Genomic DNA, 24108 nt, shown 5'->3' with positions numbered 1-24108 from the left:
AATACCAAATCTCTTAGTTGTCTAATTTAATACAGTGAAAATAAAATTATACGGAGTAAGAGGATCTCTTCCTACTCCGCTTTCCGGTTCAGAATACAGAGAAAAGTTAGAAAAGATCCTAGAGTCCGCTCATAGGGAATTCAAACATAAGAACGGAACCTTCTCCGTTCCTACATTCTTACAATCTTTAAGCCCGGAATTGTTACGCCCTGTGGGAGGAAATACCACTTGTGTGTATGTTGAATCTACAAAAGGCCAAAAACTAATTATAGATTGTGGTTCCGGAATGAGAGAACTAGGGAATGATCTTCTGAAAGAAGGTATAGCTCAAGGCGGCACTATCAAAATTTTAGTGACGCATACTCATTGGGATCATATACAAGGATGGCCTTTTTTTAAACCTGGTTACATTCCAAGTGTTCAAGTGGATTTTTATTCCACCATTTCCAACCTAAAAGAAAGATTCGATCGCCAACAAAATCCTGAAAACTTCCCGATCACATTGGATGAGATGATGTCCAAAAAAACATTCACTCTTCTTCAGAGACAACAAACAGTTGAGATTGGCGATTTTAAGGTAACTCCTTTCCTTTTAAAACACCCCGGCAACTGTACTGGATATCATATAGAAGAGAATGGAAAAAGTTTCTTATTCTGCACAGATGTAGAAGTTCGAGAAGAGGATCTTTCGGAATTCGAACATTTACGCGCTAAATTCGGAAGTCCTGACATGTTGATCATAGACGCTCAGTATAGTTCTGAAGAAGCGGATCGTAAGATCGGTTGGGGCCATACATCCGGTAGATTAGCCGTTCGATGTGGAGAAGTTCTGGGTGTGAATAAACTGGTTCTAACTCATCATGAACCAGATCATCCCGATGAAGAAATCATACGAATGTTCAATCAAGAAAAACAATCAACTGCCCTTTCCGAGATAGTACTAGCTAGAGAGTCGGATATATTTCATTTATAATCTTAATATTAGTATTAGAATAGATGTTTAGATCTATTCTTAATCTATCTATTTCGCTTCTAAATTTATTTTTTGAAAGAATCTTATCTTCAAAAGAAATCTTCTTTTAAAATATTTCTTAGTACTGTATGCTCTCCCGGCTATGCAAAGAACAGAGATCGGGGTTAATCCTTCCCAAAAGGTAACACCTGATTTGCCAGCGGATCAAAGATTTTATACAAGGTTCCGTAAAGACAGTCGGGTTAAACTTTTCGAGGGAGGAAATTGGAGCGAAGGTATTCTAGTGGATATATCTATGATAGGAGCATCCATTCTTTCAGATATGGATTGGAGTCCTGGTAAAAAAATTATGATTATGTCACCAATGTTTACCTGCGAGATACCGGGAGAGGTTATTCGTAAAACTGTTAGCGATATGGGACAAAGATATGCGATAGTATTTCACGATCTTTGTGACTCAGGGATACTTGAGATACTTAATAAGATAGCTCATTGCAGATAACGTTTTTCTATTAAGTAAAAGGAATTTTTTTCCAAAACTCTAAACTCAAGGCTTGCCAGGCCGACATTTATAATAGGATGAACCTGGGAGTTATACAATCTTCTTCCATGATGGAAAGACCGAAAGATAGTTCGGTTAAGTACATTGGTCATGGGCAACTGGAAAGTGCGCCTCAGGCTAGTTCTGTACTCCATGTCATTTCTCATGAGCTAGCGCATGTTGCGGAGTTTCGCAACGAAGCAATTCGAGATAATGCCGAGCTTAGATCCATAGACGTATCTATCGAATACGAGTTTAGAGACGGGAAATTAGTGGCAGTTGCCGGGGAAACCAGAGCGACAACAGTCAAAAAAACCGAAGAAAAAAAATCCGATCTATCAGCTGTGAACGAAGCAGAAGGTGGGAATTCCGATAAACAGGCTGATTCTGCTAAGAAGAAGGAAGCCGCTTCTCATTCTGACCTTATCTCTGATAAAGAATGGGAACTTATGTCCGAACTGCGCGATATCGATCTGGAATTGAACCGATTGGATAAAAATCAGGTTTCTTCTCATGAAGATCCGGAAAGAAAGTCGGAAGACGAAGCTCGTCGCCATATGGAACTCATTGAAAGAAAACGTAAGTTGGAAATGGCTTTAAGCCAAGAAAAACTGAAAGCTCTTTTAGAAGAGACTTTAAAAACAATCCAAGAACTAAATCAAAAACAGATCCAATTTGCGGGACAAGTATATCACGGTGATGCGATTAACGCAGCCGGTAATCTTTTAGAAGCTCACGCTTAATTTTAACCTTGTTCGTTGATCTCTTGTGGGATCGTGTCTTCTTCCATCGGAGGAATGATCAAGGATTTCATCATGTTCTCTATTATCTTTCTAAGTTCAGGCAGACCTTTTCCGTACTTAGGAGAAACAAAAACAATTTCTAACATAGGATATAATCCTTGGATGTTTTTCATTTTTTTTCTAAGTTTGGAAAGTTCAGACTGATTCAGTTTATCTACTTTAGTACGGATTAAAACAGGTTTAGTACCTTTTTCGAAACAGGTACCGATTAATTCCAATTCTTCGTCAGGTAGTTCTCTCTGAGCATCTGATAATAAGAACAGACATTTTAGATCCTTGGCCGAGTTCAGATAATTCATCAAAAGATCCATCATTTGCTCATGATCTTTATGAGAATTTGCGGAATAACCGAAACCTGGAGTATCTACTAAGAATAAAGATTTTGAAACTAAGAAAAAGTTAAGAAGTTTAGTTTTACCTGGGGTTGCAGAAACCTTTGCTAAGGATTTTCTTTCTACGATTGCGTTTAATAATCTGGACTTTCCGGAGTTGGAACGACCTGCAAATGCGATATGGGGAATACCTTTGGAAGGAACTTTAGAAGCGTCTGCATAAGAAGACAGAAATCTAACTTCTCTAAAGAATGGGTCCGGCTTTAATTCTTGGAGTTCTTCCATAAACCTCTGGACTCTCTAATCTTGTTGGAAATCATCCGATCGAATATCATCCAAACGGGCATCCCACATACGAAGACAAACCAATACAGTTTTCCCTTCCCGTTTTAGAATGGGTAGCATTTTTCTGACCGGAACCGGAATCTCTTTCTCTCTAAGGATTTCGGAAACGTCTCGATGGATTCCTCCAAGCAGGATTTTTTCTCCTTCTCCGTCGTTAGACGGCTCGCAATTTTTTGGGATTTTTTTTGTCTTACCGTTCCATTTCAAAAAGAAAGAGTCAGAGTTATAGCTGAACGGTTTCAAATAAGAAGCGGTTTTGGGTAAGATGTACAGATCTGACGAAACACTTTTCCAAAACCAAACTTCTTTGTTTTCGAGAGAAAAAGAAACTTTTCTGTCCAGGTTATGAAGAAGGTCCGCAAGAAACTGAGAATTCAGCGGATGAAGGCCTAAACTTTTTAAATGTAAATCCAAAACTTGTTTACAAATAGATGCAGGCTCTTCTTCCAAAATCCGTCTGGATACTGTTCTAATCTCATCCTCGTTTACTTTGCGGTTTGTTGTTCCGCTTCTAGGCGTATCTGAATCGTGAAAATTATGAAAAATTTTATCCGGATCCGCTCCTTCTTTCAAAAGTACAGGAAGAAGTTCGGATCTGATCCTATTCCTGAGATAACGTGAAGAATGATTAGATTCATCTTCGAATACGGGCCAATCTGCCATTGCTAATGCGGTTTTACGATCCTGTTCTCCGAATAATAATAATGGTCTGAATCTATTATTTTCTAAAACTCCCAATGTGCGTAGAGAATTCCAACCACCACCTCTGATGAGTTGTAAAAGTACTGTTTCTAAATAATCTTCCGCATGATGTCCGGTTGCAATATACCCGTTTATCTTTTCGGAAATTTTTTCTAGGTCTCTAAATCGGAGGACTCTTCCTGCTTCTTCTAAGCTTAGTTTTGTCTTAGTTGCAAACTTCGGAACGTTTTTTTTTTAAAGGTGGAATCGGGAGCTATAGAGTGAATATATTTTAAGATGTCGGATTCTTGTTCGCCATTATCTCGGATAGAATGATCTAAATGATAAATTGTCGGGAAATGAGAGATTAGATTTTTATTATGAAGCCAAAGGTAGAATTGAAGAAGTAAGGAAGAATCTTTTCCGCCGGAAAAAGCAACCACAGCAGGTTTACTTTTCATAAAGTTTTGGTAATTCTTTAACCTAGACCAAGCCGATTGAAAAATGGATTCTAATGTTTCGTTCATTTTTATTTTAAACGTTTTACGCCTATTAAAGTAATATCATCTGTCTGTTCCCGTTCCCCGGTAAAGTTTTTTATCTTTTTTAAGACGGTTTCTAAGAGAAGAGGAAGACTTTCTTTTCTGGCTTCAAAAACACATTTATGCAGACGGTCCATTTCGAAAAAGTCTTCGGAAGGGTCCATTGCTTCCCATACCCCGTCCGTAAACATCAGGAAAAAATCCCCAGGCTCTAAGTAAAATTCCCCGCTATTTTCGAAATGGTCTATATCAGGATCGATTCCTAAAACCACTCCTCCTGTCGGAATTTCTTCCAAACGATTTTCCTTTTTGCGATAAACTAGGATATTTCCCTGACCTCCGCCGCTAAATACGAAACGGTTTTCATTTTGATCCCAATGAATAATGGTCAAAGACATGAAACGAGGAGATACGATATCCTTAAAATAATTCTGATATAGGTAAGTGTTTACCGTTTGCAAAATCTCCCAAGGGCTTGGGTTTTTTCTGACTAGGGAATGGATCACTGTTCTAACGGTTGCCATCACAATGCCGGCAGGAACTCCTTTGCCACTTACATCGCCTATACAAACATAAGTTTCTTTGTTCGTGGGATGTGTTATAAAATCGTAATAGTCTCCACCAACTCCAATTGCAGGTACCATGATCCCGCCGAATTCGTAATTCGGATGATCCGGCATTTTTCTAGGAAGTAACGATCTTTGTAAATCTCTAGCGATCTCTATTTCTTTATCTAATCTTTCTTTTTCTGCACGTTGGTGGAATAGATGAAAGTTTTGGACTGAGATCCCTGCTTGGACTGCGAATGCGTTTAATACGTCTATTTCTTCCGGGCTCCAGTGCAGTTCTTCTTCTTTGGCGAGAAGTATCCAAATCTCCGAATTGTCGGAACGTAATACAGGTAAGATCGCCAGATGTTTTTTCTTTCCGTTACTACCTAAGGTTTTCCATTCTTTTAAATCGGTAGAATCCATTAATATCGCCGATTCTGTAGGTTTTTTAAGAATATTCCATTCTCCCTTTAATTGAACATTCAGTTTGATCTCGGGTGCTCTTGGACTTCCTATAAGTATATATCCTTCCGTAGAGATCGTATTTCCTTCTTCGCCGATTTTCCTTTCTATTAGAACAAATAGATTACTTTCCGAAAATTCGGTTAAGGAAAGAAGGATAACCCTGAAAATTTCAGTTCGGTACTTGAATCCCAAACTACTGAGTTTTAAAGCGGCAGAGTGAAGATTCCTAAAATTTCTGGATTGGGTTTGAGAAACTTCAAAAAGAATTCTGTTTTTTAGTGTAGTTGCAAACTGACTCGCGATCAATTCAAGAAAGTAACGATCTTTCTCCGCTTGGACCGGATCGTCCTTTTCATAATCTACATTAATTAATCCTAATACTTCTTTTTTTAAATGGATTGGAACAGAAAGTTCCGATTCTACCTTATTTACTCGGCCGTATTGTCTGATCTGTTTATGAGGCTGTTCATCAAATCTATAATACACCGATTTGCAAGTTTCGATTGCTTGTCCTAGAGGGCCGTTCTGTTCTCCTTTTTTAATCTCCATCCTAAAGGCTAACTTTTCTAGAGCAGGGCCTTTTTTGTTTTTGCAGGATTTTACTAAGATACGATCTAATCTTGGTTCATACACCATGACCGAGATCCCAGGAAGATTTAATTTTCTGAATGCTAGATTGGTAAAATTTTGGAGAAGGTCGTCCAGATTCGGACTAGTATTAAATAGAGAAAGAAATTCTAATAAGATCTCGTTCGATAATGCGTGAACTTCCGGAGGTTTGATCCTATTTCGTTTTCTTTTTTCTAAGATCCATTCTCTTCCGCAGGAATTACAAAGAAATTTTCCATCTTTGAGTTTTCCGTCTGGAAGATAATATTCTCCGCAAAATACGCAGGACATCCGGAGAAAAATGGTAAAGAAAATGTTTACTAGAGGAAAGACGTTTTCATCTCATTTCAAATAAAATCATCAGATAACGAGAATTCGTTCTAAATTTTGAAGTTTATCTTATTCTAAAATTCGAAAGTATATCGATCATTCGTAATATTATGTCCGTTGAAATCGCGAGATTGAATAGATTCTGATGCAAATTCTGCATTCCTTCCTCGAAACAAAGCGAGTTGCTTGGATTTTAAGTTTTTTTCCTTGACCGCAAAATCATCAATCAGCACCTTTTTTAAGCAGATGTCCGGTTACATAAAACCCAGCCCTCTCCGCCACATACAAGAAGTGGCAACCGCAATGAATTCGACCTTAGACCCAGATCGTCTTCTGGATCTAATTTTGGAGAGATGTATCCAAATTTGCGAGGTCGGCTCCGGTTCCCTCATGCTAATCAGTAGGGGAGATGAGGTTTTAGATATCGTTACTTTCAGAGGGATGAACCCTTCTGTTCGTACAAAAGTTAAGCTTAGAGTTGGAGAAGGTATTACTGGTATTGTTGCGGCTTCCGGCGAAGGAATGATCGTTAACGATGTTACCCAAAACCCACATTATATTTCTATTAAGGACGATATTCTTTCAGAGCTTGCAGTTCCGATGATCGTAGAAGATGAGGTGATCGGAGTTATTTCTCTCGACTCTAGCAGAAAGCAAGCTTTCTCTGAAGAGTATCTTGAGCTCGTTTCCACTCTCGCCAATATGGCGGCTCAGATCTTTAAGAACCTCCAAACTTTCAGACAGTTGGAACAGAAGAATAAGATCCAACAAGTACTCATAGATATTTCTAGAACTGTAACTTCTACCTTAGTTCTCCAAGAAATTTTTGATGATGTGATGGATAGATTGGATAAATCTCTCAACCTTGAAAGAGGTTCCATCGTTCTATTTGATTCTGAGAAGAATATACTAAAACTCAGTGCAGCATCAGGACTCACCGCTGAGGAAATGGAGAAGGGAGTTTATCTTCCTGGAGAAGGAGTCACCGGAAAAGTTTACGAATCCGGAGAAGCAGTTATCGTCGAATCGATAGTAAGCGATGAAAATTTCCTGAATAGATTAGGAAATGCCAGCCATTTTAAAAACAATCCTGAGAACGTTAGTTTCCTTGCGGCACCTATCAAATCTGATACAGATGTATTGGGTGTAGTTAGCGTATTCTTCGTTCATAAAAAATACGTGGATCTTAAAACGTATTTAGACTTCCTTCAAGTAGTCGCCTCCGTAATTTACCAAGCGATCCGTATTCAAAAACTGATCGATGAAGAAAAACGTGAGATCTCTAGAGAGAACATCTTATTAAAACGAGAACTTAAGAATAAGTACAAATTCGGTTCTTTGATCGGAAAGTCCAAGTCTATGGAAAAACTTTTCGAAATGATCCAACTTGTTTCCGATTCTCGTGCGTCGGTTTTGATTACTGGAGAGTCCGGAACCGGAAAAGAGATGATCGCATCTGCAATCCATTATAACTCTTCCAGGGGTGATAAACCTTTTATCAAGATCAACTGTGCTGCTATTCCTGAAAATCTTTTAGAGTCTGAATTATTCGGTCATAAAAAAGGATCATTCACCGGTGCGGTTGCTGATAAAAAAGGAAAGTTTGAGATGGCCGATACTGGTACCATCTTCTTGGATGAGATTGGAGAAATGGATCTCAATCTTCAATCCAAACTTTTGAGAGTTCTTCAAGAAAAAGAAATAGAAGCAGTAGGTTCGGTTAAACCTAAGAAAATCGATGTTAGGATTATAGCTGCGACTAACGCGGATCTGGAAGAACTCATCTCTCAAAAATTATTTAGAGCTGACTTATATTATCGTTTGAACGTAGTCAATATGTTGACTCCACCTCTTCGTGAAAGACCGGAAGATATTCCTCTTCTGATCAATCACTTCATCACCAAATACACTTCTGAGAACGTTAAGAAGATCAAAGGTATCACTAGAGAAGCTCACAAACTTTTGATGAGCTATAGCTGGCCTGGTAACGTTCGTGAATTAGAGAACGTGATTGAAAGAGCCGTCGTACTTTCTCAATTAGAAATGTTGGATATCCAGGACTTCTCAGAGATCAGTGGACGTATACTTTACGGAGATGAGGGAGAAGATGTGGAAGTTGGTGTGGATCCGGAAGCTTCTTCCGAAGTTGCAAGTTCCAAGTTCTCTCCTGCTCATTTAGATGCGCTGGATGGAAGAGCTATGGAAGTTGTAGTGGGAGAAGTTGAAGCAAGACTGATCAAGTATGCGATGAAAAAATTCAAATACACCAAGACCAGGGTTGCCAAGTTTCTAGGAATCAACAGAAACACTTTAGATAAGAAGATCAAAGATCTTAAAATAGATTATTAAGAAGGAAGTTTTTCCTTCCAGTTCTGATCAAATTGTTTATAGTTACAGGTTAATTCTTCGTCCTTTAGGATCCTGCGGACAGCTCTGTCCCTTCCCGAAGGATTACTTTCTCCCTGGACGCCAGTTTTATCTTCTAATGTGTTTGCTTGATCGCTATGGTTCATGAAGCGGGAATTATCCACGCAGAAATACCATTGTCCTTCAAACAAATATGAATATGTATAGATCAGACTTTGGAGTCTTTCCGGAAGAGCTTGCACTTCTTTTTCTGTTAAGGTCCAAACGGTTTTAGGATGGAACTCCCACACGAGTTCACCTTCTTCAATATCTCTACCTGCGAAAACCCCAAGGCCTCCTATTGGAGACTCGGAAACGTAAGTCGGTACTTTCAGCATATTTCTATAATCCGATTGCGGCCGCGGAAAGTGAATCATTTTCCGGAGAAGGATAAGGTTCCAGACTTCCATTTTTTAAGACCACTACTTGGTCTGCTGCATGCAAACCTGTCAATCTATGGGTCACGGAAACGATCGTTCTTCCCTCTCTCAATTTTTGGAGAGTTTTTAAGATCCTTGCTTCTGTGATCGGATCCAAAGCGGAAGTGGCCTCATCCAATAGCAGAATTTGAGGATTACGTACTAAGGCTCTTGCAAGAGCGATCCTTTGTTTTTCTCCGCCGGAAAGTTTAGAACCCTTGTCTCCAGCGATTGTTTCGTATCCATCAGGAAGTGCGGAAATGAATTCATGGATCTCTGCGAGTTTTGCCGCCTCGATCGCTTCTTCAGGAGTTGCGTCCGGACGTCCCATACGAATATTTTCAAGAATGCTAGTATGGAATAAGAAAGTATCTTGGAATACGATCCCGATCATGGAATGAAGTGCGTCTAAACGGATCTTCTCCATTGCAATCCCGTCCAAAGAAACTTTTCCTTGGTTCGGTTCCATCATTCCTAGGATGAATTTCAGAATGGTACTTTTTCCGGAACCACTTTGTCCAAGGATTACTGTATAAGTTCCTTTTTTGATCTCCAGGTTTACTCCGCTTAGATTCTTAGTTCTACCTTTATAACGGAAATGTAAATCTTCTAGCTTGATAGAATTTTGTAATTCAGAAGGTGCAAATGGAGGTTCTCCTCCTTCCGATTCAAAAGTAGGAGTTCTTAAGATCTCTAATATTCTCCGAGCGGAACCGCTTGCTTGGTTCATAGTAGGGAAATACTGGGACACATAGAGTAGAGAATAAGACAAATTCAAGAATGGAGGAAGAAAAGCCGCTAAAGCTCCCACACTCACCATTCCATGGAATGCAAACCATGCACCCGAAATTAAAAGTACTGCTTGTAAAAGAAGAATTCCACCGGAAGCGGAACGTTCCAAATAAGAATTAGTTAGTCCTAATCTTAAGGAAACATGAAATAGTTTCTCACAGTTTCCTTTAAATTTATCCCAGAAAGCTCCATCCAGATCGTAAACTCGGATCAGATTCTGAGCGGAGATAGATTCTTCAACAGCGGTGAGGACCTTGGCTTCTTCTATCTTTCTTTCGTAACTTGCCGCAGTAGATCTAGTGGAGAAGAATACAGGTCCTAAAAAAGTGATCGGCCAGATCAAAGTTGCAATTGCACCTAACTTCCAATCCAAAGCGAATAATAATGCAGTTCCAAAGATTGCTTCGAGTAATGGAGAAATTCCCCAAGGAATTAATGCAAGTACTGCGTTTTCTAAGGCAGACAAATCGGTTGAAAATCTTGCGAGAACATCACCTAGACGAGTATTTGCATAAAAGTCCAGATTCACTCTTTGTAAGTGAATGAATAACTCTTCTCTCATATCTCTTATGGCACGAGCGGAGACCCAATTATATAAATAGTCGCGAACAGTTCCGGCAGCAGTGATTAAGATCGTGCCTCCGACTAGAAGTGCTCCAGTGATATAAAGAACTGTTTCATTCTTCCCGATTAAAGCTTCGTCGATCAAAAACTTAAAAGAGAAAGGGATCGCAGAATAAACGATGATTTCGGTAAAAAGAAGGCCTAAAACGATCCCCAATCGTACTTTATAATTTTTAAAATATCTGCCTAACCCAAGAAGAACTAAAAAAGGAGATTCGGAAGAAGGTTCATTTCCCCCAAAGCTTGGTCCTAAAGAAGAAGAATAAGAGCCTCTAGCAGCCTGGCTTCCTTGAGGAACCTTCGGTCCGGCTGTTTTTGAGTTAGAATACGTCGCTTGTGCTTTTCCGAATTTAAATCCTTCGGTAAATTTCTGTTTATTTGTCATATATGTATCCCCAGCGGGAAGAAGGGCGTATCGGTTAGTAAAAAAAATTCTCCGATTTCCCCAGTATATTCGGGAGGGCTTTCCGCGTATATTCGGTAGCAGCGGATTTTCCTCTAACTTCTGTCTCATTGATGAAAAATTTTAGGAGACAGAATATTGAAAAAGGAGCTACTACTCATTTAGACTTCGAAAACATTCCTCAAAAACTCGGGTTTTTGAGTGTTATTTTTCAGAGAATATGCAGGCTTTGTAGGAAAGCGGAAACCATGATAGAATTTAACTACAAAGAAGAATACGGAGTCTATAGAGTTACTCTCAAGACTTCTGAAACTGCCCCAGGAACACTTCATAAAATGGTGAAGGCGATGTTCTTTATGGGATTCGAGATCCTTTCCGGAGATATTCGCACAATCAAAGACGGCGACTCCATGATCAGCTACGATGAATTTCTTCTTAGATCTCCTGAAACAGATTCTAAAATCAAGGCATCCAAACTAGGAATCTTAATGTCCTCTGTCTTTTCCGATGATAATGCGTTGGAAGAGATGATCCAAACCTCAAGTGAAATAGATATTCGAAATACATTTTATCTAGGACAAGATTCTCAATTGGAGTTTGAGGATTTACCAGGCAATTCTGCTACAAAGTTCTACTTAGAAGCCCCGGATAGAAAAGGATTATTATACTTTGTTACCGGAGTTTTGAAGGATCTGGGGATCAATATTCTCTCTGGCGAAGTTAGAACAGACGGTAAGTCCTTAAAAGCCCAGGACACATTCATACTAACCGACTCTCGTACAGACCTTGGGTTCGCTGGCAGCTCCACAGAAGAAAGAATCCGTAGATATATTCTACAAAGTAGCCTAAATCAAGTTTGATCGGGCAAATTTGAAACGTCCAAACTATTAAACCCATAAAGAGACGTATTATGGTATCGGAATGATTCGATTCATTGGATCGATTTGCCGATATTATTATCCAGGAGTTCCTTCCACCTTACGATGGACGCAGCCAGAGATTTACAAAAGTTCGATTTTACGGAAGAAGTGATCCAACACTTTCGAGAAAATAGAATTATACCTGTCGATTTTTATAATAAACACGGACAGATCCTGATTCATAAAAAGGATATGGCCACCGGAGACGATATCAGTCGTCTTCAAAAATTCGAAAAACAAGGGATCTATTTTTTAACAGCTGAGATTGCTAAGATCCATCCAGGCTCTGCTAAAAAAGGTTCCTTAGATCCTTCTTTCGATAAACTTATTAATCCAACACTCACTTTGGATATGTCCAGAGGAGCAACTGATCTATTATCCGATATCAAAAAGTTCCCATTAAACGGAGAACATGTTAAAGAGATTAATAAATCCATTAACGCAGTCCTAGACGATTTTAAATCTTCTCCGAATATGGAGACCGGCCTAGTCAATATTATAGAAGTTATGAAGAACGCCGGAATGCCTGTGGACTCGGAAGTTCTCACTAAAAGAACTGTGATAGCAATGGCATTGAAGGTGAGGGCCGCAAAGGTTTTTACCAAAGTAGATATGGATCAGAAGAAGACAGAGCAGATGAATCTGATGATGGCTTCTTATCTCGCGGACATCGGTTATACTCAGATGAAGATACCGACTCACGCGAATCTAAAACCGGAAGAGTTGGAATACATCAAAAACCATCCGATCATCAGTTACTTAATGATCGCTAACCTTCCTGAGATCGAAGATCCGGTCAAATCAGTAGTTCTAAATCACCATAGACCTCATCGTGGAGAAGGGATGAATAATAATTATCCCCAAACCAAACCATTAGTTCAAAAGCTCCAAGGTTATAGAGAAAAGTACAAAGATGATTTTCGCAAAAATCTTTTAGCTACTGATATCCAAAGACAAGTTAAGTCTATTCTCACTAACGCGATCTCTTACGAAGATATCGGGATACTTTCTATTGCCGGTGAATTTGCTTCTTTAACCACTCCTCAGCCTTGGAGAGAACCGATGGACGGTCTCAAGGCAATGAAACTGATCTTGAATAATAGTTTTTTTGCTTATAACGAAAAAACTCTCAAAGACTTTTTCGATCATGTGGGCCTATCCTTATGCGATAACCAGCCGTTCGTGAAGATCGGAGATTATGTTATTGTAGCTTCTCAGGATTCGAATCGTAAGGTATTCTTCGAGATCTGTATTATTAAGGATTCTCATAAAAATTCGATCCGACCGATGTTGGAAAGGATCGGAACCATCCGACCGAAGTTTGCAAATAACGGAAAGGTCAGGATCTCAGGCTTCGAAATGGGGAGCTTGACCGTGGACAGAAGAAGAGCGATATTTAATTTGGAACGTAATGCTGACCCTAGAAGGATCATCTATCTAGTGGATCCGGAAATCGATCCTGAGTTTTTTGACTCGTTGGATCGGAAAGTAAGGGAAACGTATCCCTCTAGGACTTCTTCTGATTCGGATTCCGCCTCGAAAGCGCCTGTTTCTTAAGCGATTGACACAATTTCGGAAATTTATTCTTGCCTGCTCGTAAGGTTGAATCATTTCTTTGTTACTAAACATATATCTTACTTAAACGTTATATACTTCGGGTTTATATTTTCGGCCCTCCGGTAATGCGTATGGATTTTTACTATGACTCAATTTCAAAGTGGCCCAATCGACCCTCTCAGGCTTGAAAGATTTGAGTTCAATGCAGAGGTAATTAGGCAGTTTAAGGAAAGTCAGTCCATCCCGGTCGACTTTTACAACAAGAACGGACAGATCTTAATCCATCGCAAAGACAGTGCTAGCGAAGCGGATATTAACAAACTGCAAAAGTTTGAACTTCAGGGAATTTACTACCTTCTATCCGAAAGGCATAAAGTAGGGATCCAAGTAGAACAACCCGACTCGGTAAACGGCAAAAAAGTTTCTTTTATCAAATTAGTGAATCCTGATCTTACCTTGCAGATGGCAAGACAGGCTTCCGATCTTCTCAAAGATTTGAGAGATTATCCTTTAAACGGAAATCATGTGAAGAATGTTGCGAAGGCGATCGACGGGATCTTAGATGATTTTGCGAATAGCCAAGACGTTGAATTAGGTTTAGTTAACGTAATTGAAGTTATGAAATCCGCCGGAGTTGAAACTGACTCCGAAGTTCTGACTAAAAGAACTGTAATCTCTATGGCAATGAAACTTCGTAGTTTGAAGGCCATCTCTATTAAGGATAGTGAGAATTCTAAGGCGCAACAATTGAATCTGATGATGGCAGCTTATATGGTAGATATAGGCAAGGTCAGAATGAAATTTCCAGTACATGGAAACCTAAGCACTGAAGAATTCGAATATGTAAAAAATCATCCAATCATTAGTTATTTGATGATCGGAAATATGGCTTCTATCCAAAGCCCTGTAAAAACCGCGGTATTAAACAGTCATAGACCATACAGAGGAGAAGGATTAAATAATAATTATCCTTCTACAACATTCCTAGTGAAACGACTAGGGGAATATTACGAAAAATATAAGAACGACCCTTCTAGAAGTGTGCTTGTAGAAGATATGCAGAGACAATTGTATATTCTACAAAATAACTCTTATAGTGAAGATGATCCTGCGATCATTTCCATCGCGGGAGAATTTGCATCACTCAGCAGCGAGCAACATTGGCGATCGGCATATTCTCCTATTACTGCAATGAAGTTGATCTTGAATAATAGCTTTTTCTCATATAATGAAAGAGTGGTTAAGGAATTTTTCGATTTTATGGCTCTGAGCTTATGCGAGAACAAAAGTGTTCTGAATGTGGGAGACTATGTGATCGTAGTGTCTACGGATTCTCAGCATAAGATCCACTTTGAGACTTGTGTTATTCGAGAGATTAACAAAAATCAAACTCGCCCTCTTCTAGAAAGAGTTGGAACAATCAGACCTGTTTTCTCGAATAAAGGAAAACTTAAGATTGTAGGTTATGATCGTAAAACTTTCCAACCTGATATTAGAAAGGCGGTCTTCAATCTAGCCAATGCAGTGGACCCAAGAAGGGTGATTTATTCGATCGATCCTGAATTGGATCCACCTTTGTTCGATCTGATTGATCGAAGTTATCGCAAAACAGCTCCGAAATCTGTCGCGTAAACGATTCTCTTTTCCGCCCCATATTGGAATCCTACTTTCTTCCGTTGGTGGTCTCCTGTTTTCTGGTACTGTATGCCTTCCAGTTGGGGTAAAATATTCAAAGTTAGTACGTTCGGAGAATCTCATGGCGAGGCCGTGGGAGTTGTTGTTGAAGGAGTTCCTGCTGGAATTCCGATCCGTTTGGATGAGATCCAAAAGGATTTAAACAGAAGACGACCGGGACAGAGTAAACTCACTACTCCAAGAGATGAATCGGATACTGTTCGAGTTCTCTCCGGGGTTTTTGAAGGAAAAACGATCGGAAGTCCGATCGCATTGATCGTAAACAATCAGAACACGATCTCCAAAGATTACGAAAATCTAAGGGAAACTTTCCGTCCTTCTCACGCAGATTATACATATCAAACCAAATACGGTTTCCGTGCTCACGTAGGAGGAGGAAGATCCTCCGTGCGTGAAACAATTGCAAGAGTAGCCGCAGGTGCGATTGCCAGAATGATCTTAGAAGATGATCTGGGAGTTAAAACAGTCGCTTGGGTGGATACAATTGGTACTATCTCTTCTGAAATTGCAGAAAACAAATATCCGGGAACCAGAGAAGAAGTAGATGTAAACGAGGTCCGTTGCCCTGACCCACAGGCTGCAGACAGAATGCGCTCTCTCATTTTAGAAATGAAGGAAGCGGGAGACAGCGTAGGCGGGATCATCCGTTCTGCTTCTTATAATCTTCCTCCAGGTCTTGGAGACCCAGTTTACGACAAACTGGATGGGGACATAGCAAAGGCAATTCTCTCTATTCCTGCGTGTAAAGGTTTCGAAGTTGGTTCCGGATTTTCTGGAACTCTTCTAACCGGAAGCACTCATAACGACGAGTTTTATGTAGAAGAAGGAAGTGGAAGAGTTCGCACTCGCACAAATAATTCCGGAGGACTCCAGGGTGGGATCTCCAACGGAGAAACTTTAGTAGTCCGAGCTGCGTTTAAACCTACTTCTACCATTTTCAAAAAACAAAATACTGTAAATATCGACGGAAAAGAAACTACATTGGAAGCGAAAGGCAGGCATGATCCATGCGTTCTACCTAGAGCGGTTCCGATTGTAGAGGCAGCTATAAACCTGGTTCTAGTAGATGCATATCTCTACCAAAGGGCGATGAATCCTCAGTGGTTCCAAAAATGGGCAAAAGTTCCGGATTATTACAAGGATTTAAAACTCTGAATTTGTCTCTTAGTCTGCTAGGCGGACTTCAAGAACCTGAGACAGGCTCTCACATTCCTACGATCTAGAAACGGGTTGCCAACTTTCAATAGTACGTTTCAAATGAAATTTGGCGCCCTGGTTTGTTTAGAAAAACGGAGGTTCGAGTGGTCAAGATAAAGATAGACGGGATCGAATACGAGGTCGACGAGAAAAAAAATCTGATATCCGCAGCTAAAGATGCCGGAGTGGATATTCCGTTTTTCTGTTATCATCCTAAATTATCGGTGGTGGGCATGTGTCGTATGTGCCTCATCGAGATAGAAGGGATTCCCCGTTTACAAGTAGCTTGCAATACTAAAGTTACCGAAGGACTTTCTATCGTCACTAAGAGTGATCGAGTGAAAGAAGCGAGAGAAGGAACGATGGAATTCCTACTCGCGAACCATCCATTGGACTGCCCCGTCTGCGATAAGGCTGGAGAATGCCAACTCCAAGACAATTCTTTCAAAGAAGGAAAAGGAAATTCCAGATTCACATTAGAAAAAAGGAATATTCCTCAGGAAGAGATCGGCTCCAACCTGATCATCAATCATAATCGTTGTATCGTATGTTATCGTTGCGTCCGTTTTGAAGAAGAAATGGTGGGGGAATCCAACCTTGGACTCTTCGAAAGAGGATATCATTCTATTATAGGTCTTGCAAAAGAAGAACCTATCAATCATAATTATCAAGGCGCACTTGCGGATATCTGCCCAGTTGGAGCATTATTAAATCATAAAACATTATTTAAGTCCAGGGTTTGGTGGTATAAATCCGAAGAATCGGTATGTCCTGGATGTAGCACGGGTTGTAAAACTTATACAAACGTAAGGGACAACAAAATGTTCCGTTATATGCCTCGTATAGACGAGGAGAAGGACCAGTATTTTCTTTGTGATAAAGGAAGATTCAATGTGGATTGGTTGAATACCAACAGATTGTTCTCCTTCTACAAAAACGGAGAAGCAAGTACTAGCTCCACTGTTTTGGATGAGATTTCCGAAAAAATTTCCAGATCTAAAAAAATAGCGGTAATCGGTGGAGCTCACGAGTCAGATCAGAACTTAAAATCAATCAAAGAAACCTTATCTAAGCTGGGAGTTGCGTTCGTAACTGAAGCAAGAGTAAGTTCTGAACAATACAAAGAACCTGAACAAATTGATTTCCAATACACTACTGACAAAAGGCCGAACACTAAAGGTGCTGTAGACTCTGGCTTTGTTTCTACAGAAGGGATAGATTCCATTCGATCTGCAGCGGCAAAAGGTGAATTCGATCTGATCTTTGTAATCAAAGAAAAAGTTTCCGAAATCTTAGCTGGTGTTCCTTCCGAATCTATAGTAGTCTTAGAAACGAATCTTACGGAAGATGTGACTAAGGCAAAATATTCCGTACCTATCAAAGCATATTCGGAACAAAGCGGAAGTTTTACGAATAAGAAGGGATGGACCCAGGACTTTAATAAATCTATGGAAGCACCAAAAGGTTTATCAAGCTCTGCAGAAATTTTCTCCTTATTGGAAAAGAAAACCATAGAATTACGTTCTAACACTAGAGAGGCAGCCGTTGGGAACCGTTAATGTAATTAATGTAGCGGCAAAACATAAGCCCGCTTGGTACCAAAGATTATATTCCTATTCGATTGCGAATGGTCTTTGGATCACTCTGAAACATTTTATCAAAGCAGCTTTTCTAAAAGGTGCAGTCACATTAGAATTTCCTGAGAAGAAAAGAAAGTTCTCTAATCGTTTCCGTGGAATGCATACCATGAAGCGTGATGAGCTGGGTAGAGAAAGATGTACCAGCTGTTTCTGCTGTATGTGGATCTGCCCTGCGGACGCTATCAAGATAGAAGCGGGACATGTAACACCTGAACTTCAGCATCTTCATCCGGAAGATAAGTTTGCTAAGAAGTTCGAAATAGATCTATTACGTTGTATATTCTGTGGAATGTGCGAAGAGGCATGCCCTAAAGGTGCAATCTATTTGGATGGTCCTGCTGAGATGGCCGCGGACAATAGAGAAGATCTGATCTTAACTAAAGAAAGAATGATGCAAAAAGTCGGAGGACCGATCTTAGGAGAAAGACTCTAATTCTCCGACCTTTCACTTTTCAAAGCCCGCTTCGCGGGCTTCAAAACTGCCCCAGATTTTTAAGAAACTCTCCGGTCAGCATCCCTTATTTCCGAAGCAAATTCTCTAGGAAGTTCTCGATTTGCTTTATCTAGTATCGGAGAATGTAATCTTTTAGAAGCGTATTCCAAACATGCTTCAATATCCAGAACCTTAATATTCGGATATTCGTTTAGGATTTCACGATATCCGAATCCTAAAAAAATCATATCTAGTATTTCTAAAACTCGGATAGAGGTTCCCCGGATGACTGGTTTCCCCCCACAGATGGAAGGATGAGAGATAATACGGTCTAGTTCTTTTGTATCTGTTTCCATTCTAATTATACAACAAAGCTCCAAACCAAATTTTGAATCTTAAATTCTGGAGTCTGAAATTTTTCCTAGAAAAGAAATAATCCGTAAGATTTAGGGAATGAACAATATTTAGAAAAATTCCTAAAGTAATATAAGAACTATAAAATTCAAAAGAGTAACAAAAATACTCCTAGAATAAAAAATTCAGTATAAATCGAGCCAAGTCAATCCTTAGAAAAAGAATTCGATTCGAAGCAGAGCCGCTTTGCAGATCATATTCTATTCTAAACGTTTTTAAGACGTTCAAAATATGGAAAACGGCTCCATCGAATCAATTTACGTTAAAATAGGCGATGTCTTCCGATATTGCCGGATGGAGAAAGGTCTCTCTTTAAAGGAACTTGCAGATGCTCTTAAAAAAGAATACGGAGTTCCATTCAATCCTAATCTTTTAGGAAAAATAGAGAGGGGAGAATCCAGATTACTCACTCACGATTTTATCAATCTTTGTTTATTCTTTCGTTTGGAGCTAAAAGCATTTCTAGACAAAGATAAGAAGAATATTCACGAAACTGCACTTGGTGATTTAACTGAAGATCCTGCAATTCGTCGGATCTTAATTTTTATAAGCGAGAACAGAGGTTCTAAAGGATTCGTTACCTTCTTGGAAGAATTCCTAAAATTTATGGGACCTCAATTGATACGGATGAGTAAAGAAACAGATTCTAAAAATCTAAAAGCTGCTTCTCCAAAGAAGAAAGGCCGCAAGCCTTAATCATCCCTTTAGTAATTCGAGCCCTCTTCTTTTTAAAATATAGAACAAACTTTACTCGTTGAATTCGAACGAGCCTAATAAATAAAAATTTTATTTATTTCAGAAATTATATTATCTCGTTACGAAAATAAGTGAGAATTAAGACGCTTATATTACCCTGTCGTTTAAATACATAAAACCTCCACAATAAAACTAAAGAGGGATCATAATGAAGAGAATCATCATCCGGGGTGTATATACTCTGGTTATCATAGGACTTCTCGGCGGGTCATTCATGGCTTGTAACGATAAGTCTTCGTCGAACGGAGCAGAGTTAGGAGTGCTATCTAGCCTTCTTCCTTCTAAAAGCGGAAATGGATCTAAGTTATTTGCAGCCAGCACTTATTTTCATAACGAGATTTTTCCTCCACATTGGTTGAATTGGACCACTGATGGTGCGAACCCAATTGAAACAGGACCTACTTTCTTAACTCGCGGTTTGAAGTGTAGTGGTCGTTATTGCGATGATGTAAATCTTCTCGCAAGCGAATCAGGCTATACTCAAACCAATAGTTGGTGGACAGATTGGTTTTCTGAAGAAGGAACTAACTATCGTGTTTGCGATAATAATGCATTCGTAACCGGTATCAAATGTTCCGGAAGTTATTGTGATAACGTTTCCTTAAAATGTTCTCAATTGAATAATAACGGTGTTAGAACAGGATGTTATTGGACTTCCGGTGTTTCTGAAGAAGACGGCGGAAAATTCGTAGCTCCTGAATCAATGTATATCGCTGGTGCAAGCTGTAATGGTCGTTATTGCGATAACATGAGCTTATATCTTTGCCAAGCCGATAACGGTGGACCAAACGTTAATCAAGATGCACTTGCGCAACAATTTGCACCTCGTTTGAGATTCGATCAAGAGACTACTACAGGTTCTGGAGATTCCGGAAAATGTTTTACTAGCGATCCTCAGACTTATTATACCCAAAGAGCTGCGGGAGTTGCTCCTCAAGATCTTTGTAATAAGGACTATTCCACAATTTCAAATAACCAAGTTCCTATTTTCTATGAAACTTCTCTAGTTGGAACGAATGCAGTTCTAATTAGATACTGGTTCTTCTACGCTTGGCAAAGTACTTGTTTCTTAAGCTTTGGAAGCCACGCAGCCGACTGGGAAGGAATGAGTGTTTTAGTAGTTAACGGACAAATGAAACGAGTTGCTTGGTCTCAACACTCTGGATGGTATTCCAAAGAACCTGGTAGCTTTGAAGTAGCTGATGGAACTCACCCGGTTGCTTACGTTGGGAAAAACGCGCATGGGTCTTTCCATGATGGCGGTGGATCCGGCGGATGTTTATATTTCGAAGACTTCAGAAATCCTGGTGGCAATGATTATCATCAAGACACTTGGAATAACCTAGTTCGATTGAGAAGAGGTGGAGATGCTCCTAGCTGGATGAATTGCCAAGGAAGCGGATGTTTTGACGGAATCGGTCACCCAATGGAAAGAGGAGATTGGCGTTCAAATGCAGGTTGCGGATCCGACGGTTGTGGAAAATCTTCCGTGGGAGGAAACATTCCTTTCGTAAACGATCCTACAGGTTTGGAGTATTCCGCTATTTCCGCAAAACATAGCGGTAAGGTACTAGATGTTTCCGGTGTGAGCACGAGCGACAATGTCAATATCTGGCAATGGACGAATGTAGGCCAAGACAACCAAAAATGGGCACTCGAGTCTACAGGTGATGGATACTTCAGATTTATCGCAAAACATAGCGGCAAATGTATGAATGTGAAGGGTGGATCTACTGCAGCAGGAATGAATGTAATCCAATATTCTTGCGGTGGAGGAAACAATGAAAGATTCCAACTACTCTCCTATGGAGACGGATTCTTTGCTCTTCAAGCAAAACATAGCAGCCAGTGCCTGGATATTGCAGGCGGTGCGACTGGAGACGGTGGTCTCTTGATCCAATGGCCTTGTGCTTGGACTGATAACGAAAAGTTCCAGTTTTTGCGCTAAAATTTACGGGGCGGGGAAACCGCCACGTTATATAGAAGGTAAGGCTCTCGATTTCCGGGGGCCTTATTTTTTCTGCTTCCGCAGAATCGGAATATCCCAAAAATTAGCAGAAATCCTTTTTTTCGGTCCAACTGAACTAAAAATGCAAGGTCTTTCTCAGCCGGAATTTATCAATCTATACGAGTCTTGCAAGAATACAGTATATCATTTCCTGCTCAAACTCTCAGGAAATCCCGAAATTGCCGAAGATTTGACCCAGGAGACATTTTTAAAAGCCTTTGAGGTCATGGATCGTTTTGATCCGGATCGGGGAAGCTTCTCCTCTTGGTCTTGTACGATCGCTAAAAACCTTTATTTTAAACATTTCAATCGTACAAAGAAGGAAACTGGGAACGTCTCAATTAATATAGAGAACTTTCCCGAACTTTCAGGGGGAAATCATGAAGATCCTCTCGAACTCGAAAAAAATTCTCTCAATTTAGCTTTAAAAGATGGGGTTTCCCGTCTTCCTGAGCCTGAAAAGAGTATAATACTACTGAAGGAAATCCAAAAGAAAACTCTCAAGGAGACTGCGGATGCTCTCGGGATATCTGAGAGAACCGTTAGTCGTCGTTTGCTTAGCGCGTTCAGATTATTGAGAACGCATCTAGAAGCGGAAGGGATCGGACTATAAGATGGCATTACATATCCAACAGTCAAATAGTTTCGAAGACCTACTAGAGTCTTATCTTTCCGGCAAACTTGATGCTGCCGGGAAAAAGCAACTTTTGGAGATCGTATTAAAGGACCCTGAAAGTGCGGCCGAATACCGAAAGATTACGCAGATCCAATCCCAACTCAGAACTCCTAGCGTATCCCAGGAGTTAGAGAACCTTTCTCCACAGATATCTTCTAAAAAAATCCTAACTTTTCCTAAACCTGTGATCTATCTCGCAGCGGCAGCTTTGGTATTCGTATCTTTTGGAATATACTTCTATCAAAACTCTTCGATCAAAAAAGGCGAAGCTACTTTAGATAAGTTCACTTATTCTTATGGTGATTGTTCTATCGAAGGAAATACTTCCCAAGCGGGAGAGGATGTTTCCGGTAAAAGGATCGTTTCCGGAAAATCTTCTATATGTGATGTTCAGTTAGAAGGAGAGAAGAGTGTAGCTGTTAGAGCCCTACCTAACACGGACTTCACTGCTGAACGTAAAGAAAATGCGATCCATGTTTCGCTTGGATATGGAACAATTCTTTTGGATAGCCAAGGTCCTAAAGAGGCGGAAAACATCTCTATTGGATCTAATGATTTCAGATTGATCTTAGAAGGTACTAAGGTCTCGGTCAACAAAGGACGTACGGATTCTTCTCTTTCCGTAAAAGTATTAGAAGGAAAAGTCAGATTAGAATCCGGAGATACTATCTTCTTGGAATCGGTATCAAGTTGGTTAACCAAAGAAGAAATTGCACTACTCGCAAAAGAATATCCTATCTTATTCGATAAACAAGAATTAACGATAGAATCAGGACAACAGCTTGCATGGAAAGGATTGTCTCCTGCAAGAATGAAAGGTCTTAAAAAGATCGAAGATTCAATCAAAGCTAGTAAAAAATCTCAGTCTAGTGCTCAATTGGATGAGACTTTGATTAAGAGTCTAAAACCTCATGTGGATTCTCTTCCTAAAGATCCATTCCTGATCTCTCCTAAAGAGCTGAAGAACTCACTCAAAAAAATACTTCCGGACGAAAAAGCGGATCTGGAAAGAAAGTTTGCGAGTATGGTCCGTTTCCCTCCAAAAGACCTGAAAGAAAGGGAACAATTGATGGAGATGGTCAAAAAGGTGGACAAGGCATCCATTACGGATATCTTAAATAGCAAAGTCCCAGGGACCCCACCTCAAGGAATCTCTCAAGAAGTTCGTATTCTTTATCTAAAAGACGGATCTACGGAAAGAGGGATCGTCTACCAACAAGACAGTTTCTATGTGGTATTAAGACCTGACGGAAACCTGATTATCCCTGTAGACGCTGTAGAAAAAATAGAATCCGAATAATCAGCGATTTAAGTTCTTCTTCCAAAATGGAAGATATAATATAGTAAATAGGATCATTCCGAGTGCTTGCATCCAAAGAATGTAAATAGGCCAAGGACCTAAATAATCCATTAAAGAACCTGCTGCGGATTTTTCTCTCATATATCCGTAGTTTGCATCTAAACCGAAATCTATAGCCAAAGCAACTGCAACATAAATCTGGCTATAAAGAACGGATCGGATCACGGCTCCTTTTCTAGGAGTTAATTCCAAACCGAATACAACGAAAAGAGCGGAAATCACTAAACCTGAATGTGCAATGAAGAATATAAAAAAGTAAATATGAGGAAATGTAACGGATAGATCGGGAGTGATCACTCCTTGCATAGAACCTGCAATCACCCAAAAATAAGACAACTCGGCAAGAGTCCTGTTTCGAGTAAATAGGGCCAGAGAAGTTACGATCGCCGACCAATTACAAAACTCCATAGGCAAATCATAACGTATCTGCCAATGGCCTGAATCGATTCTGTATATTACATAAACTAAATAATTTAAAAGAAGAATTACCCCTAGAGTATATCCGATCGTATTTTTGACTCTGGTAGAAGCGAATTTTCTGCAAAAATAAGGCAGGCCGAATCCTAGGAGAGCAGTAAGAGTAAGTATAATAAAATGGAGAGGGCTCCAATGTTCGAATCTCATCGAGAATACCCT

At 39.8% G+C, this 24108-nt stretch carries 22 protein-coding genes and 1 pseudogene; 14 read left to right on the top strand and 9 right to left on the bottom strand.

The genetic code is table 11. The annotated features are described in order from the left end of the window. The first annotated feature begins 34 nt into the window (after positions 1-34). From EHO58_RS01915 to EHO58_RS01905, 3 genes are all read left to right on the top strand, one after another. Positions 35-973 (top strand): MBL fold metallo-hydrolase, encoded by a 939-nt coding sequence (locus EHO58_RS01915; protein ID WP_135627975.1) that lies wholly within the window; start codon positions 35-37, stop codon positions 971-973. 142 nt (positions 974-1115) lie between these two features. Then, positions 1116-1475, top strand: coding sequence for a PilZ domain-containing protein (locus EHO58_RS01910; RefSeq protein WP_135627976.1), 360 nt, complete (start codon positions 1116-1118; stop codon positions 1473-1475). Positions 1476-1552: 77 nt separating this feature from the next. Then, positions 1553-2257, top strand: coding sequence for a hypothetical protein (locus EHO58_RS01905; RefSeq protein ID WP_135678288.1), 705 nt, complete (start codon positions 1553-1555; stop codon positions 2255-2257). Between the two features lie 2 nt (positions 2258-2259). Here the strand turns inward: EHO58_RS01905 and yihA are convergent, their stop codons facing one another. The 5 genes and pseudogenes from yihA to EHO58_RS01885 all read right to left on the bottom strand — a co-directional run bounded on the left by yihA (position 2260) and on the right by EHO58_RS01885 (position 6133). Further along, a complete protein-coding gene (gene yihA / locus EHO58_RS01900; protein ID WP_100722303.1) occupies positions 2260-2934 on the bottom strand; it encodes a ribosome biogenesis GTP-binding protein YihA/YsxC in 675 nt (224 codons plus the stop codon). 15 nt (positions 2935-2949) lie between these two features. After that, the gene (gene tilS, locus EHO58_RS01895; protein ID WP_244241066.1) at positions 2950-3657 is read right to left on the bottom strand and encodes a tRNA lysidine(34) synthetase TilS; all 708 of its coding nucleotides are present in this window, start codon (positions 3655-3657) and stop codon (positions 2950-2952) included. Beyond that, positions 3646-3849: pseudogene (locus EHO58_RS19775) on the bottom strand (PP-loop family protein); the annotation flags it as partial. The pseudogene EHO58_RS19775 and the gene tilS, both read right to left, overlap by 12 nt. A gap of 41 nt (positions 3850-3890) precedes the next feature. After that, positions 3891-4202, bottom strand: a complete 312-nt coding sequence (locus EHO58_RS19770; RefSeq protein ID WP_135678286.1) for a PP-loop family protein — start codon at positions 4200-4202, stop codon at positions 3891-3893. Positions 4203-4204: 2 nt separating this feature from the next. Next, positions 4205-6133 carry a GAF domain-containing SpoIIE family protein phosphatase gene (locus tag EHO58_RS01885; RefSeq protein ID WP_135678284.1) on the bottom strand — a complete coding sequence of 643 codons (1929 nt, stop codon included), beginning with the start codon at positions 6131-6133 and terminating at the stop codon, positions 4205-4207. Positions 6134-6475: 342 nt separating this feature from the next. On the opposite strand from EHO58_RS01885, the gene EHO58_RS01880 reads away from it, so the two are divergent. Continuing rightward, positions 6476-8521: a sigma-54-dependent Fis family transcriptional regulator gene (locus tag EHO58_RS01880; protein ID WP_135627981.1), complete on the top strand. Its 2046-nt coding sequence runs from the start codon at positions 6476-6478 to the stop codon at positions 8519-8521. Here EHO58_RS01880 and EHO58_RS01875 read toward each other — a convergent pair. Together EHO58_RS01875 and EHO58_RS01870 are read right to left on the bottom strand one after the other, a co-directional pair. Further along, positions 8518-8916: an SET domain-containing protein gene (locus EHO58_RS01875; protein WP_135627982.1), complete on the bottom strand. Its 399-nt coding sequence runs from the start codon at positions 8914-8916 to the stop codon at positions 8518-8520. The genes EHO58_RS01880 and EHO58_RS01875 overlap by 4 nt on opposite strands. A gap of 4 nt (positions 8917-8920) precedes the next feature. Continuing rightward, on the bottom strand, positions 8921-10798 hold the full coding sequence (locus EHO58_RS01870; RefSeq protein ID WP_135678282.1) for an ABC transporter ATP-binding protein: 1878 nt from the start codon (positions 10796-10798) through the stop codon (positions 8921-8923). Positions 10799-11064: 266 nt separating this feature from the next. Here EHO58_RS01870 and EHO58_RS01865 point away from each other — a divergent pair, with 266 nt between their 5' ends. From EHO58_RS01865 to EHO58_RS01840, 6 genes are all read left to right on the top strand, one after another. Beyond that, complete coding sequence (locus tag EHO58_RS01865; RefSeq protein ID WP_135627984.1) at positions 11065-11676, top strand: ACT domain-containing protein; 612 nt, start codon at positions 11065-11067, stop codon at positions 11674-11676. A gap of 123 nt (positions 11677-11799) precedes the next feature. Next, positions 11800-13293 carry an HD-GYP domain-containing protein gene (locus tag EHO58_RS01860; RefSeq protein ID WP_135627985.1) on the top strand — a complete coding sequence of 498 codons (1494 nt, stop codon included), beginning with the start codon at positions 11800-11802 and terminating at the stop codon, positions 13291-13293. Positions 13294-13437: 144 nt separating this feature from the next. Then, the gene (locus EHO58_RS01855; RefSeq protein ID WP_135678280.1) at positions 13438-14925 is read left to right on the top strand and encodes an HD-GYP domain-containing protein; all 1488 of its coding nucleotides are present in this window, start codon (positions 13438-13440) and stop codon (positions 14923-14925) included. 72 nt (positions 14926-14997) lie between these two features. Continuing rightward, complete coding sequence (gene aroC / locus EHO58_RS01850; protein WP_135627987.1) at positions 14998-16143, top strand: chorismate synthase; 1146 nt, start codon at positions 14998-15000, stop codon at positions 16141-16143. Between the two features lie 146 nt (positions 16144-16289). Beyond that, positions 16290-17744 carry an NADH-quinone oxidoreductase subunit G gene (locus EHO58_RS01845; protein ID WP_135678278.1) on the top strand — a complete coding sequence of 485 codons (1455 nt, stop codon included), beginning with the start codon at positions 16290-16292 and terminating at the stop codon, positions 17742-17744. After that, positions 17731-18258 carry a NuoI/complex I 23 kDa subunit family protein gene (locus EHO58_RS01840; RefSeq protein WP_135627989.1) on the top strand — a complete coding sequence of 176 codons (528 nt, stop codon included), beginning with the start codon at positions 17731-17733 and terminating at the stop codon, positions 18256-18258. The genes EHO58_RS01845 and EHO58_RS01840 overlap by 14 nt, the downstream gene beginning before the upstream one ends. A gap of 59 nt (positions 18259-18317) precedes the next feature. Here the strand turns inward: EHO58_RS01840 and EHO58_RS01835 are convergent, their stop codons facing one another. Then, a complete protein-coding gene (locus tag EHO58_RS01835; protein WP_135678277.1) occupies positions 18318-18614 on the bottom strand; it encodes a DUF433 domain-containing protein in 297 nt (98 codons plus the stop codon). A gap of 352 nt (positions 18615-18966) precedes the next feature. Between EHO58_RS01835 and EHO58_RS01830 the strand changes: the two genes are divergently transcribed. From EHO58_RS01830 to rsx, 4 genes are all read left to right on the top strand, one after another. Further along, the gene (locus tag EHO58_RS01830) at positions 18967-19368 is read left to right on the top strand and encodes a hypothetical protein (RefSeq protein WP_135628476.1); all 402 of its coding nucleotides are present in this window, start codon (positions 18967-18969) and stop codon (positions 19366-19368) included. Between the two features lie 319 nt (positions 19369-19687). Further along, positions 19688-21376 (top strand): RICIN domain-containing protein, encoded by a 1689-nt coding sequence (locus tag EHO58_RS01825; protein ID WP_135679075.1) that lies wholly within the window; start codon positions 19688-19690, stop codon positions 21374-21376. A gap of 142 nt (positions 21377-21518) precedes the next feature. Further along, the gene (locus tag EHO58_RS01820; protein WP_135627991.1) at positions 21519-22049 is read left to right on the top strand and encodes an RNA polymerase sigma factor; all 531 of its coding nucleotides are present in this window, start codon (positions 21519-21521) and stop codon (positions 22047-22049) included. A gap of 1 nt (position 22050) precedes the next feature. After that, entirely contained in the window at positions 22051-23412 is a 1362-nt protein-coding gene (rsx, locus tag EHO58_RS01815; protein ID WP_135678275.1) for an LIMLP_03685 family anti-sigma factor, read from the top strand. On the opposite strand, the gene EHO58_RS01810 is transcribed toward rsx, so the two are convergent. Beyond that, on the bottom strand, positions 23413-24096 hold the full coding sequence (locus EHO58_RS01810; protein ID WP_135678274.1) for a YwaF family protein: 684 nt from the start codon (positions 24094-24096) through the stop codon (positions 23413-23415). Between the last annotated feature and the right edge of the window lie 12 nt (positions 24097-24108).

It is taken from the genome of Leptospira selangorensis (genome assembly GCF_004769405.1).
In the GTDB taxonomy this organism is placed as follows: Bacteria; Spirochaetota; Leptospiria; order Leptospirales; family Leptospiraceae; genus Leptospira_B; species Leptospira_B selangorensis.
The sequence above is the reverse complement of the archived record's forward strand: the minus strand, read 5'-3'. Positions and strand labels throughout refer to the sequence as shown.